This window comes from Nonomuraea rhodomycinica (assembly GCF_013363995.1).
Taxonomy (GTDB): domain Bacteria; phylum Actinomycetota; class Actinomycetes; order Streptosporangiales; family Streptosporangiaceae; genus Nonomuraea; species Nonomuraea rhodomycinica.
On sequence record NZ_JABWGO010000001.1, the window covers coordinates 2,345,026 to 2,359,689 of the forward strand.

Consider the following 14,664-nt stretch of genomic DNA (forward strand, 5'->3'; position numbering starts at 1 on the left):
TACGGGGCCCCGTACCCTCGCCGGCGCCTACGCGAGGAGTTCGACGACGCGCTCGGCCAGCGGGGCCGCGCTGGCCGGGTTCTGGCCGGTGGCGAGGCGGCCGTCCACGACCACCTGGGCCTGCCAGTCCGGCGCCCCCTCGTGCCGCGCGCCCCGCTCCACCAGCGCGTCGGCCAGCAGGAACGGCACGACCTCGGCCACGCCGGCGGCCTTCTCCTCGCTGTTGGTGAACGCGGCGACCCGCTTGCCGTCCACCAGGTGCGTGCCGTCGGACAGCGTGAGGTTCACCAGCGCGGACGGCCCGTGGCAGACGGCGGCCACCACGCCGCCGCGCTCGTAGACCTCCCTCCCGACGCGGGCGACGTCGGGGTCCGGCGGGAAGTCCCACATGGTGCCGTGGCCGCCGGCGTAGAAGACGGCGTCGTAGGCGGAGCCGTCCACGTCGGCCAGCCTGGCGGTGTCATGGGCCGCCTCCGTGGCGAGGAAGGCGTTCTGCACCTCGTCGGACGGGTCGTGGCCGTCCTGGGGCGGCTCGCCGCCGCGCACGCTGGCCACGTCCACCTGGAACCCGGCCGCGCGGAACACCTCCCACGGGTGGGCCGCCTCGGACACGTAGTAGCCGGTCCGGCGCACGCCGCCGAGGTCGTCATGGCTGGTCAGTGCGATGAGAATGCGCTTGGTCATGTCCCCAGGATGCCGCGCGCCGCCATCAGTCACCAATAGCGCACAGCCCGTCCAGCCATCAGAATACTGATATGTCGGTATCACTGGATCTGCTCAGGACCTTCCTCGCGGTCTACCGCACGGGGTCGATCACGGCGGCGGCGCAGACGCTGCGCCTGTCGCAGCCCGCCGTCACCGCCCAGGTCAAGTCCCTGGAGGCGGCCCTGGAACGGCCGCTGTTCGACCGCATGCCGCGCGGGGTGACGCCCACGGCCGCCGCGGACGAGCTGGCCCGCCGGGTGGCCGCGTCCCTGGACACGCTGGACGCCGTCGTCGGCGCGCGGCTGCCGGTCGGGCGCGCGGTGCACCTGGGCGGGCCGGCGGAGTTCCTGTCGGAGCAGGTGGTGCCGATGCTGGCGCCGCTGGTGCGCGACGGGCTGCGCGTGCGCCTCACGTTCGGGCTGTCCGACGACCTGCTCGCCGACCTCGCCGCCGGGCGGCTCGACCTGGTGGTCTCCACGATCCGGCCGCGCCACCGCGGCATCCAGGCCGAGCCGGTGTACGACGAGGAGTTCGTGCTGGTCGCCGCCGCGGCCGCGGCGGGGCGGTGGCCGGACGAGCTGCCGCTGATCGCCTACGCGGAGGACCTGCCGATCGTGCGGCGCTACTGGCGCACGGTCTTCGGCCGCCGCCCGTCGGCCGACGCCCGGATGGTGATCCCCGACCTGCGGGGCGTCCTGAACGCGGTGCTGGCCGGGATGGGGTGCTCGGTGCTGCCCTCGTACCTGTGCCGCGCGCACCTGGCGTCCGGGGCGCTGGTGGCGCTGGCCGAGCCGGAGGTGCCGCCGATCAACACCGGCTACCTCGCGGTCCGCTCGGGCGGCCTGTCCGCCGAGCCGGTCGCCCGCGTCCACGCCCACCTGCTCGCGGCGATCCGCGCCGTCCCCTCCTTCTGATCACGCCGCTCGCTGATCACGCCGCTCGCTGATCACGCCGCTCGCTGATCACGCCGCTCGCTGATCACGCCGCTCGCTGATCACGCCGCTCGCGGTCAGCCCAGGTACGCGGCCCGCACCACCGGGTCCTGCCGGACCTCCTCAGGCGGCCCCGTGGCGATGACCCGGCCGAGGTCGAGCACCACCAGCCGGTCGCAGGCGTCCATCACGAAACCCATGTCGTGCTCGACGAGCAGCACCGTGGTGTCCAGCGCCGCGACGACCGCGCGCAGCCGGGCGGTCTGCTCGGCGTCGAGCCCGGAGGTGGGCTCGTCGAGCAGCAGCAGCCTCGGCCGGTCGGCCAGGGCGCGGGCCAGCTCCACCAGCCGCCGCTGCCCCACCGGCAGCGCCGCCGCGTACGCGTCGCGCAGCGCGGTCAGCCCGCACATCTCCAGCACCTCCGCCACGCGCGCCAGCCGCTCACGCTCCAGCCGCCGGCGCGCGGGCCCGCCCACCAGGTCGGCGGCCAGGCCGCCTCCGCCGCCGTGCCAGTCGAGGGCCGCTAGCACGTTGCCGGCCACCGTGAGCCGCCCGAACACCTGGGTGCGCTGGAACGTGCGCCGCAGCCCGCGCCGGGCGCGCCGGACCGCGGACGCGCGGGTCAGGTCCTCCCCGGCCACGCTCACCCGTCCCGCGCCCGGCCGGCGCAGCCCCGACACCACGTCGAACAGCGTCGTCTTGCCCGCGCCGTTCGGCCCGATCACCCCGCACACCTGCCCCCGGGGCACCTCGAACGACACCCCGTCCAGGGCCTTGACGCCGCCGAAGGACACGGACACGTCGCTCACCCGCAGCATCACGACACCCCCAGGTAGGCGGCGGTCAGGCGGTCGGCGTCCACCTCGGAGCGCGGGCCGGCCCAGGTGATCCGGCCGAGCCGCATGAACGCCACGCGGTCGGCCACGGCCAGCGCCTCGGTGGCCTTCTCCTCGACCAGCAGCAGGGCCACCCCGCGCTCGCGCAGCTCGGCGAACACCTCGAACACCTGCCGGACCACGAGCGGGGCCAGCCCCAGCGACGGCTCGTCGGCGATGAGCACGCGGGGCGGCCTGACGAGCGCGGGGGCCAGGGTGAGGAGCTGCTGCTCGCCGCCGGACAGCTCCCCGGCGAGCACGGCGCGGCGAGCGGCGAGCTGCGGCATCCGCTCGTACGCGGGGGCGGGGTCGTCGAGCCAGGTGCGCAGGTTCTCCTCCACGGTGAGCCCGGGGAAGACGCCCCGGCCCTCGGGCGCCAGCAGCACCCCGGCCCTGGCCCTGCGGTGCGCGGGCCACGCCGTGACGTCCTGGCCGTCGAGCAGCACCCGGCCGGCGGCCACGGGCAGGTCGCCGGCGGCGACGGCGCAGGCGGTGGACTTGCCGGCGCCGTTCGCGCCGAGCAGCGCGACCACCTCGCCGGGCCGTACGGACAGCTCGACGCCGCGCAGCACCGTGCAGTCGGCGTAGCCCGCCATCACGTCCTCCAGCCGGAACAGGACGGGCTCCCCGCGGTCGAGGACGGGGGACGGCCGCCCGCGGTCGAGGGCGGAGGACGACCGCCCGCGGTCGAGGGCGGAGGACGACCGCCCGCGGTCGAGGTGGGAGGACGGCTGTCCGCGGTCGAGGGTGGGGGACGCGGAGGGGGACGGCCGGTCCGCGGCGTCACGCGGCGGGGGCGCCGCCGCGGGCTCCGTCTCCTGGTCGCGCGTCCGGCGGCGCGTCCGGCGCCGGTGGCGGGACTCGGCGAACTGCGCCAGCACCCCGTCCGGATGCCGGGCCAGGACCATCCCGCCCGCCCCGAACAGGATGGCCCCCACGTGCGCCGACAGACCCCACGCGGCCAGCAGCTCGGGCATGGCCGCGGCGACCAGCCCGCCGAGCACCGCGCCGCCGACCCGGCGCACCCCCTGGAGCACCACCACGGCCAGCCAGACGAACCCGGAGAAGGCCGGCAGGTCGGTCGCCGTGATCGACTCCTTGGAGACGGCGAACAGCACGCCGCCCAGCCCGGCGATCCCCGACGCCAGCACGAACAGCAGGATCTTGGCGCGGGGCGCGGACAGCCCCGAGGTGGCGGCGGCGGCCGGCGAGGAGCGGACCGCGAGGATCGCCCGCCCGGAGGCCGAGCGTTCGAGGTTGCGCACCAGCAGCCCGGCCAGCCCGACGAGCGCGAGCAGCAGCACCACCCGCACCCGCGGGTCGGAGGTGTCGGCGAACCCGAGGGACAGCGCGGGCAGCGGCCAGCCGATCGTGCCGTTGCTGAACGCGTCCACCTGGAACAGCACCTGGTCGGCGAGCAGCGCGAGGGCCAGCGTGGCGAGCGTCAGCACCCGTCCGCCGAGCCGCAGCGCGGGCAGCGCGACCAGCAGGCCCACCGCGCACGCGGCGAGCACCCCGAGCAGGATCGCGGCGAAGAACGGCAGCCCCGACGCGTACGCCCACCCGCAGGTCAGCGCCGCCATCGCGGCGAACGACGCCTGGGCCAGGTTGACCATGCCGCCGATCCCGGTGACCACCACGAACGAGCAGAAGATCAGCGCCAGCACCAGCCCGTTGGCCGCGACGCCCACGTAGTACTCCGGGCCCACGGCGGTGAAGGCGAGCAGCGCGGCCAGGGCCAGCGCCCACGGCAGGCGGCGCCGCCACGGCGGCACCCCGGCCAGGTGGTCGGGCGGCGGCGCGTCCTCGGCCGTGCTGCCCGCCACCCGCTCGCGGGAGCGGTTCAGCAGCACCAGCCCCGCGAACAGCAGGATCACCGGCACGGCGGTCCGCAGCCCGGTGACCTGCTCCAGGAAGTCGGTGTACCCGGCGACCAGGTTCTGCACGACGCCCAGCCCGAGCCCGGCGGCGAACGTCCACGGCACCGACCGCAGCCGCCCGAACACCGCCGCCGTGGCCGAGGCGAACAGCAGCACCGTGTACGCGGTGGCGTCGAGCCCGATCACCGGCACGGCCAGCACCCCGGCGAGCCCGGCCAGGCCGGAGCCGAGCATCCAGGCCAGGGCGGAGGTGGCGTCCACGTCCACGCCGCGCAGCGTGGCCAGGCGCCGCCGGTCCACGGAGGCGCGCATGCGCAGCCCGTACGGGGTGTGCCGGAGGAACGCCCACAGGCCGGCGGCGGTGAGCGCGGAGAGCGCGAACGTGATGAGCTGGTCGGTGTCGAGACGGACGCCGAGCACGTCGAGGGCGACGGCCGGGTGGGGGCCGACGCCGCGCGGCAGGGCGGTGGCGTCGGCGGGCGGCAGGCCGAGCAGGTCCACGGCGAGCAGGCCGAGGGCGGGCAGCGCGATCGTCAATCCGATGGTGGCGACGATCTGCGCCGTCTCCCCGGCCCGGGCCAGGCCGCGGAACATGGCGCGGTGCAGCACGTAGCCGAGCGCGGGCGCGAAGAGGCCGACCGCGAGCAGCGCCGACAGCCACGGGGGCAGCCCGGCCCGGTCGCACTGGTAGAACAGCAGCGCCGCCATGAAGCCGACGGCGCCGTGGGCGAAGTTGAACACGCCGGTGGCCGCGTACGACAGGGTGAGCCCCGCCCCCATCACGGCGAAGACGGCGCCGGTGACGAGCCCGCTGAGGAGGTATCCGGTGATCATTTCAGCGGCACGTTGTCGAAGCACTTCAGGCTCTTGGCCACCGTGAACGCGCCGCCCTCCAGCTTGACCAGGGCGCCGCAGCCGTTCGGCTCGGTGTGGTCCTGCGGGAAGCGGATGCGGCCGAATCCGGCGTTCTCGTAGGAGTAGCCGCTGTTGGCGGTGGCCAGGAACCTCTCGCGGGTGAGGTCCTTGCCCGTCTTGGCGAGCAGGTCGAGGAAGATGTCGGCGGCCCAGTAGCCGATCGCCATGTGCTGGGTGAGCGTGGCGCCGGGCGCGACCTTCTGGACGTCGGCCTTGAACGCGGCGATCTCGGGGGCGGTCGACTCGAACGGCTCGAACATCGGCGCGGCGACGACGCCCTCCAGCGCCTGCGCGCTGGCCGGGTCCTTGAGGACGGCGGCGTCGTAGCTGGTGGCGTCGGTGAGCACGCCCCGGTAGCCGGCGCGCTTGAGTGCGGCGTAGAGGCCGACGTTGAACTTGGTGCCGGCGATGACCGACACGACGACGTCGGGCGGCTCGCCGCCGTCCGAGGTCATGATCTTGTTGACGTACGGGAGCCAGTCGGGGGGCGGCGCGGCGGCGGGCAGGCCGGAGTTGACGCCGGCCAATTCGAACCCGGCCGCGGCGAACGACTGGGAGATCGTCGTCCCGCCGTACTTGCTGCCGCTGGAGTCGGTGGTCTGGACGTAGACGCTCTTGCCCCGCGCGCCCCCGAGCAGGTCGGCCATCTGCCTGCCCCACCAGGTCTGCGAGCCGGCCCCCTTGCGGGGCGCCAGGCAGCCGTTGTAGCCGAAGCCGGTCCTCGTCCCGCACCACTGCGGGCCGGTGGCCCAGCCGAACCACGGCACGCCCTGCTGCTCCAGGAACGCCGCCCCGCCGAAGTTGGGCGCGTGCACGGGCACCAGCGCGAACACCTGGTCCTTCTGCACGAGCTTGCGGGCCGCCGCGTCGCCCTTGGCCGCGTCCTGGCCGTCGTCCTCGGCGCCGACGAACTCGATCGTGCGCCCGTGGACGCCGCCCTCGGCGTTGGCCCGTCCGAAGCGGGCCCTGGCGCCGATCTCGGCGTCCTTGGTGGAGTAGCCGCTGGCGCTGGTCTTGGTGAGCACGCCGCCGACCTTGACGGTGGTCGCGGTGACGCCGGGCGCGGCGCCGCCGGTCGTGGCGGGTGTCCTGCGCTCGGCGGCGCAGCCGGTCAGCAGCAGCGTCACGGCCAGCGCGCCCGCCAGGCCCGCCGTGCTCCGCCGCACCTCGTGATGTCGTCGCACCATCGCCTTCACCTCTTGGGTACGGCGTGCGCCACGCCCCCGTCTTGGCCTAGCGCTCGCTTGGTTTCGGCCAGCGTAAATTCGGCCCCGGAGGGTGTCAACGGACGACGAGATCTTGCCGAGCAATCGCTTGCTCACATCGCGCGGCCGGGCTAGCGTGAGCGCATGCTCATGCGCGCCGCCGTGCTGACCGCCTTCGACCAGCCGATGGAGATCCGCGAGGTGGAGATCGCCGACCCCGGCCCCGGCGAGGTGCGGGTCCAGATCAAGGCGTCGGGGGTCTGCGGCTCCGACCTCAAGGCCATCGACGGCAAGAGCCCGGTCGTCGCGCGGCTGCCGTACATCCTCGGCCACGAGAGCGCCGGCGTCGTCGAGAGCGTCGGGCCGGGCGTGACCACGGTCCGGCCCGGCGACCACGTCATCATCTCGATGAACGGCCCCTGCGGAAGGTGCCGCCACTGCGGCGCCGGCCGCTTCCACCTGTGCTCCGGCCCGGCCCGCATGCGGGCCGTCATGGGCGGCGAGCCGCGCGTCACGCTGGACGGCGCGCAGACCCGCCGCTTCATCGGCATCGGCTCGTTCGCCGAGTACACGGTGGTCAACGAGCCCATGTGCGTGCGGATCGCCACGGAGGCGCCGTTCGACGTGATGTCCCTGCTGGCCTGCGGCGTCGTGACGGGGGTCGGCGCCGTGCTCAACGTGGCGCGGGTGGCCCCGGGCTCCAGCGTCCTCGTCGTGGGCTGCGGCGGCGTCGGCCTCAACGTCATCCAGGGCGCGGTGCTCGCCGGCGCGACCACGATCATCGCCGCCGACGTGGCGGAGGCCAAGCTCAAGCTCGCCGAGCGCTTCGGCGCCACGCACACGCTCATCCCCGGGGACCTGCCCGCGCAGGTCGGCGAGGTGGTGCGGGGCGGCGTGGACCACGCCTTCGACGTGACGGGGGTGCCGGGCGTGCTCGCCCAGGCGTTCGCCGCCACGGCCCCGGGCGGAGCCACCGTCATGGTCGGCAGCCCGCCGGCGGGCCGGCCGGTGGAGGTGGACCCGTCGCTGCTGTTCTCCTCCCGTCGCCTCATGGGCACCCAGGGCGGCGACGCGGCGCCGCACCGCGACCTGCCCATGCTCGCGGCGCAGTACCAGCGGGGCCGCCTGGACCTGGGCGGGCTCATCACGGAGCGGCTGCCGCTGGACCAGATCAACGACGCGGTCGCCCACGTCCGCCAGGGCACGGTCGCCCGTACGGTCATCGTCTTCTGACCGCCCGACTTCTCTGTTATTCTAACGATCCTTAGAAAAGCAGAGGAGATGGTCATGTCGTACCCCGAGCCCCGTTACCTCGCCGAGAAGGGCGAGGTCAGCGCCCGGTTCCGCCCCGCCGGAACGCCCGCCGACCTGGTGATGGGCCCCCACACCGACGACCCGGCGCAGCGCCGCACCCACGTCCACCACCTGGGCACCGGCGCCACCACCAACGGCGCGTTCGGGCTCTACCGCTGGGAGATGGGCCCGCGTCCCGGCGGCGCCGGCGCGCACTTCCACCGCACCATCACCGAGTCCTTCTACGTCCTCGACGGCTCGGTGCGCCTGTTCAACGGCGACCGGTGGATCGACGGCAACCCGGGCGACTTCCTGTTCGTCCCCGAGGGCGGCATCCACGGCTTCCGCAACGAGTCGGGCGCCCCGGCGACCATGCTCATCCTGTTCACCCCCGGCGCCCCCCGCGAGGGGTACTTCGAGGAGCTGGCCGAGATCGCCACGACCGGCCGGGAGCTCACCGAGGAGGAGTGGACCGAGCTCTTCCTCCGCCACGACCAGTACATGGTCTGATGGCCGCTTTCCCCGAAGAGCCGATCTACGAGCAGCTCGCCCGCATCGGCAAGGTGCTGTCCAACCCGGTGCGGCTGCGCCTGCTCGACGTGCTCGACCAGCAGGAGTGCACGGTGGAGGAGCTGGCCGAGGAGGCGGGCATCGCGCTGAAGAACACCTCGGCGCAGCTCCAGCAGCTCCGTGCCGCCCACCTGGTCACCAGCCGGAAGGAGGGCACCAAGGTCTTCTACCGGCTGGCCGACGAGGGGGTGTCGCGCTTCCTCGGGGAGATGCAGGCGTTCGCGCACGGACGGCTGGCCGACCTGCGCGAGGCGGTGGCCCACCACCTGGGCTCACCCGAGGGCGTGACGGCCGCCGAGCTGGCCGCCCGGCTGGAGGACCCGGGCACGATCGTCGTGGACGTGCGCTCGGCGACGGCCTTCGCCACGGCCCACCTGCCGGGCGCGGTGTCGCTGCCGCTGGCCGAGCTGCGCGACCGCCTGGAGGAGCTGCCACGCGAGGCGGAGATCGTCGCCTACTGCGGCGGGCCGTACTGCGTCGTGTCGCCCGAGGCGGTGCGGGTGCTGCGGCGCAACGGTTTCCGGGCGCTGTCGCTGGAGGGAGGCATCACCGGCTGGCGCCGCTCGGGGCGGTCCACCACCCCCGGCTGACAAACCGCCACAAAGGGGTATATATCGGGACAGTACGGGCGTGAATCACACGGGCACCGAGCGTTGACCAAGGGTTTCCGATCCGGGACAGTGAAGGGACCGAAGGCCATGGGCAGCAGTCTCCGTCTCGCACTCCTCGGCGGTTTCCGGCTTCTGGCCGGCGACGACCAGATCAACGTCTCCAACGGCTCCGAACGCCTGCTCGCCTTCATCGCGCTGGGCTGCCGGGCCGTCTCACGCCACCTGGCGGCGGCCACGCTGTGGCCCGACGCGCCGGAGCACCGCGCGTACGCGAGCCTGCGCTCGGCGCTGGCCCGCCTGGACGCCTCCGGACGCCGGATGCTGCGCGTCGGCGCCACCGAGGTGAGCCTGGCCCCCGACACGCACGTCGACCTGCACGAGGCCCGCGCCCTGGCCGAGCGGATCCTCGACCCGGCCGCCGCCTGCCCCGACCTCGACCGCCGCGCCATCGAGGTGCTGTCGCACGGCCTGCTGCCCGGCTGGTACGACGACTGGGTCCTCGGCGAGGCCGAGCAGTGGCACCAGCAGCGCCTGCACGCCCTGGAGGCGCTGTCGGCCCGTTTCGTCCGGGCGGGCAGGTTCGCCGACGCGGTGGCCGCGGCGAGCGTGGCCCTGCACGCCGAGCCGCTGCGGGAGAGCGCCTGCGCGGCCCTGGTGGAGGCCCACCTGGCCGAGGGCAACCAGGCCGAGGCGCTGCGCCAGTACCGGCTCTACGTGCGCGGCCTGCGCGAGGAGCTCAGCCTGTCGCCCACGCCCCGGCTGCGCGGCCTGGTCGCCGGCCTGCGCCCGCCGGAGGAGCGCTAGACGACGCCGGTGATGCCGCCGTCACGCCGGCATCACGGGGCGGTGACTGGAACCCCGCCATGCTTTCTGGTGAGCGCCGGACTACCCGCAGGTGGTCGTCACCGCGGGCCGGCGGGATCAAGGAGACAGGAATGCGTACCAGGCGAGTGATGATGCTGGCCGGTCCGGCACTCCTCGGCGCGCTCGCGTTCGGTCCGGCCGCGGCCTCTCCCGCGTCCGCCTCCGCGGGCACCGCCAAGGCGCCGGCAGCGGTCGCCCAGGCGAGCGCCACCGTGCACACCGTGGCCGTCAAGCCCGGCAAGAAGCGCTACAACAAGGGCTACAACAAGGGCTTCAGCGACGGCCGGTTCGACTGCAAGGCCGGCACCCCGTTCGACCTGAACTTCACCGGCTCGGACCCGTTCAGCATGGGCTACCGCAACGGTTACATGAGCGGCTTCCACAGCTGCACGCCGCCGAAGAAGCCGTAACCCGCGACCTCTGGACACCTTCCCCGGTGGACGAAGGGCCCCGCACCGCCTGGGCGGTGCGGGGCCCTTCCCGTGCGGTCCCGTGCGGTCCCGTCCGGTTTCGCGCGGTCCCGTGCGGTCCTGTGCGGGGCGAGGCCGGGTCAGCCGCGGGCGCCCACGGGCTCGGGCAGGTCGTCGCGCTGCTCCTGGCCGGCGCCGCCGCCGGGACGGACGTCGTGGTCGTCCTCCTCGTGCCCTTCGACCGACAGGTTGGGCAGCAGCCGGTCCAGCCAGCGCGGGCACCACCAGTTCGCCCGGCCGAGCAGCACCATCGTCGCCGGCACGAGGAAGCCCCGGATGATCGTGGCGTCCACCGCGATGGCCGCCGCCAGGCCCACCCCGAACGTCTTGACCATGGGGTCCGGATAGGCGATGAACGCCACGAACACCGACACCATGATGAGCGCCGCCAAGGTGATCACCCGGCCGGTCGAGCCCAGCCCCTCGGCGACCGCGCGGGAGTTGTCCCGGTGCCGCAGGTACGCCTGCCGTACGGCCGTCAGCAGGAACACCTCATAGTCCATCGACAGCCCGAACAGCACCGCGAACAGCATGAGCGGCACGTAGCTCTCGATCGGCACCGTGAAGAAGAACGTCTGGAGCGAGGACGACTCCAGCGGCGGGTCCATGCCGACGAGCCGGCTGCCGAGCCCGACGGAGAAGACCATCGCGAGCGTGCCGAAGGCGGCGCCGAGCGAGATGAGGTTCATGACCGCGGCCTTCAGCGCGACGACCGGGGCGCGGAAGGCCAGCAGCAGGAGGAGGGCGCTGAGCAGCACGACCACGCCGATGACCAGCGGGGTCCGCTCGGCCATGCGGTCGCCGGCGTCGGTCAGCGCGGCGACCTTGCCGCCGACGTGCAGCGTGGCGCCGGGGACCGACAGGGCCCGCACGTCGTGCACGACGTCGGCGGAGCGGCTGTCGCTGGGCGCGTACTCGGGGATCGCCTGGATCAGCACCGTCCGGCCCGTGTCGCCGACCTTGGCGGGGGCGACGTGCGCGACACCGTCCACGTTCTCGACGGCGTCGCTGAGCCGCTTCACCACGGGCGCCTTGGCGTCGGCCGCCTTCTCGTCGAGCTCGGCGACGACCAGCAGCGGCCCGTTGACGCCGGGGCCGAAGCCGGAGGCCATCAGCTCGTACGCGCGGCGCGGCTCGGAGCCCTGCGCGGCGTACCCGTCGTCGAGCGGCCCGAGCTTGAGCGCCAGCGCGGGCGCGGTGATCGCCGCCAGCACGACGACACTGCCGATCAGCACCCGCCACGGGCGGCGGGCCACCCACGCGCCGAGCCCGGCCCAGCCGGAGGAGTCGCCGCCGCGGCGCCGGCCGAGGAAGGGCAGCCTGAGCGCGTTCACGCGGTGGCCGAGCAGCCCGAGCAGGGCCGGGACCAGCGTGATCGAGGTGAGCACGGCGGTGACCACCGAGACGCCGGTGACCAGGCCCAGCGTGCGCAGCAGCGGGAACCCGCCGAGCACGAGGGCGCTCAGCGCGACGATGACCGTGCCGCCCGCGAACACCACAGCCCCGCCCGAGCTCGCCACCGTACGGCGCACCGACTCCTGGACGGGCACGCCGTCGGCCAGCAGCTTGCGGTGCCGCGACAGCAGGAACAGCGCGTAGTCGATGCCCACGCCGAGCCCGATCATCGTGGCCATGATGCCGGCCTGCTTCGGCACGTCCGCGACGTGGCCGAGCAGGCCGATGACGCCCAGCCCGGCGGCCACGCTGACCAGCGCGGTGAAGATCGGCACCAGCGCCGCCGTCAGCGTGCCGAACGCGAGGACGAGCACCAGCAGCGCGCACAGCACGCCGATGATCTCGCTCGGCCCGGTCTTGATCTCCTTGTCGGCCGGGGTGGAGCTGTCGGCGGCGACGACCTCCAGGCCGGCCGCCCGGGCCGGCTGCGCGGCCCGCGAGACGGCCTGGGCGGCCTCGGCGGGCTTGGCGGGGTCGTGACCCTCCATCCGGACGGTGATGAGGCCGATCTGCAGGTTGGAGGCGATGCCGCCGCGGCGGAACGGCGTGTCGACCTGCTTGACGTGCGGGACCGCGCGGATGTCGGCGATCGCCCGTTCGACGGCCTCCTTGCGGGGCTTGTCGATGAGCTGCCCCTGAGGCGCGTAGAGGACGAGCTGCACGGTGCCGCCCGTCTCGTAACCGGGGCCGAAGCCGGAGCGCATCAGGTCGTGAGCGCGCTGCGCGTCCGTGCCGGGGATCGTCGCGTCGTTGCTGACAGGGCTGCCGAGCACGAGGCTGGCGCCCATCAGGCCGGCCGCCGCGACCACCCATAAGGTCAGTACCACCATCCCGTGCCGGGCGCACCAGCCGCCCAGCCGCCCCAAGAACCGCGTCATCGCAGGCCCCCTCCTCGACGGCCGTCCTGTACGGTCGTACAGGGCTACCATAGATCGATATATCCCCGAAGGCTGAGGCGAGTACGGAAATGAGACGATGACCACAGCCGACGACACCCGCAGCAGGATCCTCGCCGCCGCCCGCCGCCTGTTCGCCGAGCGCGGCTACGCGCAGACGTCCCTGGCCGACATCGCGGCGGCCGTCGGCCTGACCAAGACCGCCGTCGCCTACCACTTCCACCCCAAGGACCGGCTGGCGGCCGAACTGCTCGCCCCCTGCGCCGACGACGTCATCGCGCTGCTGGGCGCCGAGTTCCCCGACCGCGCGGCGTTCCTGGACGCGCTGGTCGCCTTCACCGTCCGGCACCGCACCGTGCTACGCCTGGTCATGGAGGACGTCGGCGGGGCCGACGACGCCCCGCCCGGCTCACCCGGCGAAGCCATCAGGACCTTCCGCGACGAACTGTTCGCCCGACTGGTCGGCCCGGAACCGGACGCCGCGGCGCGGGTGCGCGGCTGGGCGGTGCTGGGAGCGTTGCAGTGGGCCGTGGTGCACACGACGGACCTGCCGGAGGACCAGGTCCGAGACGTCCTGCTGCACGCCGCCCAGGCGATCTGACTGTTCGTTCGAAGGCAAGGTCCTCACAGAGGGACGCGCTCCGCGCGAGGGGCGCTCGGGCAGCGCCTCCCAGGGGGCTCCCGCCCCCTTCGACCCCCGCCAAGGGCACGGCCCTCGCTCCGCTCGGACGCCTTACCGGGGGCTACGCCCCCAGTGGGGGCCTACCGGCCCCCACGCCCCCGGTCCCGGACCAGGTCAGCAAGAAGGCGCCTCGAACGGATTCGAGGAATTCAGCGGAGAGGAAGCCGAAGTCCGTGTCCGCCGAGACGATGACCCGCTGCTCTGCCACAGCAAGGGACATGACCATGGTGTCAGGTGCACTCGTCGCCTGGAGGTCGCGAACATGGACGGCGTCATGGCCGGCCTTCGTCAGCAGCTCGGCGACCCTTTGTGAGAGGTTCTCGTCGACAAGCGATCGAAAATCATGTGTTCTCCCCTCCTCTTCGAGGGTGGCCAGGTCTGATTCATATCAGCGAGTCAGCTGCCGTCTACCGGCAAGCGCGAGGGCGGTTCCTGCCCACGGCTCGATCTGGATCCCGCGTCACGCCAGCGGCCGCCGGTCATAACCAGCATGCGCACCTCATCGGGCGGGTAAGCGCTTGTCGAACCTCTGCGTTTGCTTGCGTCCGCGCCACAGGACCTCGTCGGCATCCGAAATTCACCGATCCACCGCATTCCTCGCCTCAACTGCACATTTCGGCAGGCATCATCGCGCTCACTCACCCAAGTGGCGAAGCCGTCCCGCCAGCTCCGGAATGTCCTCCAACTCTCCCGTCGTCACCGCGATGATCAGCCTTTCGGCTTCATCCACGTCCCGGTACTCCAGGATCTCCCCGTTGTCCTCCAGGAAGGCGACGGCGGCCGTCCAGGCGAGCCGCTTGTTGCCGTCCACCAGCGGGTGCCCGATCAGGATGCTCTGCATCAGGGCCGCCGCCTTCTCCCACAGATCCGGATAGGCGTCGTCGCCGAACACGGTCGTCTGCGGGCGCAGCACCGCGCCGTGCATCTGGCCGCCGTCGCGGAGACAGACCTCGGGCAGCACCTCCTCGGCCAGAGCGAAAAGGTCCTCGGTGATCGGGTAGCCGGTCACCGCGCGAGCCTCTCGAGGAGTTCCCGGTCGCGCTCGGCGACCTTCCGCCCGATCGCCCGGTAGCGTTCACGCCGCCGACGGGCGATGTAGTCGTCGATCGCCGCCACCATCGCCGAGTTGACGCTCTGCCCGTCATCACCGGCGATCTTCTTGATCTGCTCGTACGTCTCATCCGGCAGCCGAAGCCGTGTCTCAGCCATGCCGGCGACGGTACCACTTTTTGGTACCACGTTCCGGTGATATATCGCGGACACTCCCAACCCGTGCCAGTACCCTTTGCCGACGAGTGGAAGAGGTCGGCT

15 protein-coding genes are annotated in these 14,664 nt (G+C 73.4%); 7 read left to right on the forward strand and 8 right to left on the reverse strand.

Going from position 1 to position 14,664, the window contains the following annotated elements:
- Positions 1 to 27: 27 nt before the first annotated feature.
- The gene (locus HT134_RS10735; RefSeq protein ID WP_175599962.1) at positions 28 to 684 is read right to left on the reverse strand and encodes a type 1 glutamine amidotransferase domain-containing protein; all 657 of its coding nucleotides are present in this window, start codon (positions 682 to 684) and stop codon (positions 28 to 30) included.
- 71 nt (positions 685 to 755) lie between these two features.
- On the opposite strand from HT134_RS10735, the gene HT134_RS10740 reads away from it, so the two are divergent.
- Positions 756 to 1,619: a LysR family transcriptional regulator gene (locus HT134_RS10740; RefSeq protein ID WP_175599963.1), complete on the forward strand. Its 864-nt coding sequence runs from the start codon at positions 756 to 758 to the stop codon at positions 1,617 to 1,619.
- Positions 1,620 to 1,714: 95 nt separating this feature from the next.
- Here HT134_RS10740 and HT134_RS10745 read toward each other — a convergent pair whose 3' ends face one another.
- Genes HT134_RS10745 through HT134_RS10755 form a run of 3 tightly spaced genes read right to left on the reverse strand, consistent with a single transcriptional unit; the run spans position 1,715 to position 6,494 of the window.
- On the reverse strand, positions 1,715 to 2,455 hold the full coding sequence (locus HT134_RS10745) for an ABC transporter ATP-binding protein (RefSeq protein ID WP_175599964.1): 741 nt from the start codon (positions 2,453 to 2,455) through the stop codon (positions 1,715 to 1,717).
- The gene (locus tag HT134_RS10750; protein WP_175599965.1) at positions 2,455 to 5,226 is read right to left on the reverse strand and encodes an ABC transporter permease subunit; all 2,772 of its coding nucleotides are present in this window, start codon (positions 5,224 to 5,226) and stop codon (positions 2,455 to 2,457) included. The genes HT134_RS10745 and HT134_RS10750 overlap by 1 nt, the downstream gene beginning before the upstream one ends.
- A complete protein-coding gene (locus HT134_RS10755) occupies positions 5,223 to 6,494 on the reverse strand; it encodes an ABC transporter substrate-binding protein (RefSeq protein ID WP_175599966.1) in 1,272 nt (423 codons plus the stop codon). Before HT134_RS10755 ends, HT134_RS10750 begins: the two co-directional genes overlap by 4 nt.
- A 162-nt stretch (positions 6,495 to 6,656) precedes the next feature.
- On the opposite strand from HT134_RS10755, the gene HT134_RS10760 reads away from it, so the two are divergent.
- The 5 genes from HT134_RS10760 (at position 6,657) to HT134_RS10780 (ending at position 10,260) form a co-directional block, all read left to right on the forward strand.
- Positions 6,657 to 7,745: an alcohol dehydrogenase catalytic domain-containing protein gene (locus HT134_RS10760; protein ID WP_175599967.1), complete on the forward strand. Its 1,089-nt coding sequence runs from the start codon at positions 6,657 to 6,659 to the stop codon at positions 7,743 to 7,745.
- 54 nt (positions 7,746 to 7,799) lie between these two features.
- Positions 7,800 to 8,315, forward strand: a complete 516-nt coding sequence (locus tag HT134_RS10765) for a cupin domain-containing protein (RefSeq protein WP_175599968.1) — start codon at positions 7,800 to 7,802, stop codon at positions 8,313 to 8,315.
- Complete coding sequence (locus HT134_RS10770) at positions 8,315 to 8,965, forward strand: ArsR/SmtB family transcription factor (RefSeq protein WP_175599969.1); 651 nt, start codon at positions 8,315 to 8,317, stop codon at positions 8,963 to 8,965. The genes HT134_RS10765 and HT134_RS10770 overlap by 1 nt, the downstream gene beginning before the upstream one ends.
- Positions 8,966 to 9,073: 108 nt before the next feature.
- Positions 9,074 to 9,790: an AfsR/SARP family transcriptional regulator gene (locus tag HT134_RS10775; protein WP_175599970.1), complete on the forward strand. Its 717-nt coding sequence runs from the start codon at positions 9,074 to 9,076 to the stop codon at positions 9,788 to 9,790.
- Between the two features lie 131 nt (positions 9,791 to 9,921).
- Positions 9,922 to 10,260 carry a hypothetical protein gene (locus HT134_RS10780; RefSeq protein ID WP_175599971.1) on the forward strand — a complete coding sequence of 113 codons (339 nt, stop codon included), beginning with the start codon at positions 9,922 to 9,924 and terminating at the stop codon, positions 10,258 to 10,260.
- Positions 10,261 to 10,400: 140 nt separating this feature from the next.
- On the opposite strand, the gene HT134_RS10785 is transcribed toward HT134_RS10780, so the two are convergent.
- A complete protein-coding gene (locus HT134_RS10785; protein WP_175599972.1) occupies positions 10,401 to 12,653 on the reverse strand; it encodes an MMPL family transporter in 2,253 nt (750 codons plus the stop codon).
- Positions 12,654 to 12,750: 97 nt separating this feature from the next.
- Between HT134_RS10785 and HT134_RS10790 the strand changes: the two genes are divergently transcribed.
- Positions 12,751 to 13,272 carry a TetR/AcrR family transcriptional regulator gene (locus HT134_RS10790; RefSeq protein ID WP_175599973.1) on the forward strand — a complete coding sequence of 174 codons (522 nt, stop codon included), beginning with the start codon at positions 12,751 to 12,753 and terminating at the stop codon, positions 13,270 to 13,272.
- Between the two features lie 142 nt (positions 13,273 to 13,414).
- On the opposite strand, the gene HT134_RS48045 is transcribed toward HT134_RS10790, so the two are convergent.
- The 3 genes from HT134_RS48045 to HT134_RS10805 all read right to left on the reverse strand — a co-directional run bounded on the left by HT134_RS48045 (position 13,415) and on the right by HT134_RS10805 (position 14,562).
- The gene (locus HT134_RS48045; RefSeq protein ID WP_175600288.1) at positions 13,415 to 13,729 is read right to left on the reverse strand and encodes a DUF5615 family PIN-like protein; all 315 of its coding nucleotides are present in this window, start codon (positions 13,727 to 13,729) and stop codon (positions 13,415 to 13,417) included.
- 258 nt (positions 13,730 to 13,987) lie between these two features.
- Positions 13,988 to 14,362 (reverse strand): type II toxin-antitoxin system death-on-curing family toxin, encoded by a 375-nt coding sequence (locus HT134_RS10800; protein ID WP_312888067.1) that lies wholly within the window; start codon positions 14,360 to 14,362, stop codon positions 13,988 to 13,990.
- Positions 14,359 to 14,562: an Arc family DNA-binding protein gene (locus HT134_RS10805; RefSeq protein WP_175599974.1), complete on the reverse strand. Its 204-nt coding sequence runs from the start codon at positions 14,560 to 14,562 to the stop codon at positions 14,359 to 14,361. The genes HT134_RS10800 and HT134_RS10805 overlap by 4 nt, the downstream gene beginning before the upstream one ends.
- Positions 14,563 to 14,664: the final 102 nt, after the last annotated feature.

Coding starts and splice junctions, on each gene's coding strand:
- HT134_RS10735 (WP_175599962.1), bottom strand. CDS start 684: ATGACCAAGCGCATTCTCATCGCACTGACCAGCCATGACGACCTCGGC.
- HT134_RS10740 (WP_175599963.1), top strand. CDS start 756: ATGTCGGTATCACTGGATCTGCTCAGGACCTTCCTCGCGGTCTACCGC.
- HT134_RS10745 (WP_175599964.1), bottom strand. CDS start 2,455: ATGCTGCGGGTGAGCGACGTGTCCGTGTCCTTCGGCGGCGTCAAGGCC.
- HT134_RS10750 (WP_175599965.1), bottom strand. CDS start 5,226: ATGATCACCGGATACCTCCTCAGCGGGCTCGTCACCGGCGCCGTCTTC.
- HT134_RS10755 (WP_175599966.1), bottom strand. CDS start 6,494: ATGGTGCGACGACATCACGAGGTGCGGCGGAGCACGGCGGGCCTGGCG.
- HT134_RS10760 (WP_175599967.1), top strand. CDS start 6,657: ATGCTCATGCGCGCCGCCGTGCTGACCGCCTTCGACCAGCCGATGGAG.
- HT134_RS10765 (WP_175599968.1), top strand. CDS start 7,800: ATGTCGTACCCCGAGCCCCGTTACCTCGCCGAGAAGGGCGAGGTCAGC.
- HT134_RS10770 (WP_175599969.1), top strand. CDS start 8,315: ATGGCCGCTTTCCCCGAAGAGCCGATCTACGAGCAGCTCGCCCGCATC.
- HT134_RS10775 (WP_175599970.1), top strand. CDS start 9,074: ATGGGCAGCAGTCTCCGTCTCGCACTCCTCGGCGGTTTCCGGCTTCTG.
- HT134_RS10780 (WP_175599971.1), top strand. CDS start 9,922: ATGCGTACCAGGCGAGTGATGATGCTGGCCGGTCCGGCACTCCTCGGC.
- HT134_RS10785 (WP_175599972.1), bottom strand. CDS start 12,653: ATGACGCGGTTCTTGGGGCGGCTGGGCGGCTGGTGCGCCCGGCACGGG.
- HT134_RS10790 (WP_175599973.1), top strand. CDS start 12,751: ATGACCACAGCCGACGACACCCGCAGCAGGATCCTCGCCGCCGCCCGC.
- HT134_RS10805 (WP_175599974.1), bottom strand. CDS start 14,562: ATGGCTGAGACACGGCTTCGGCTGCCGGATGAGACGTACGAGCAGATC.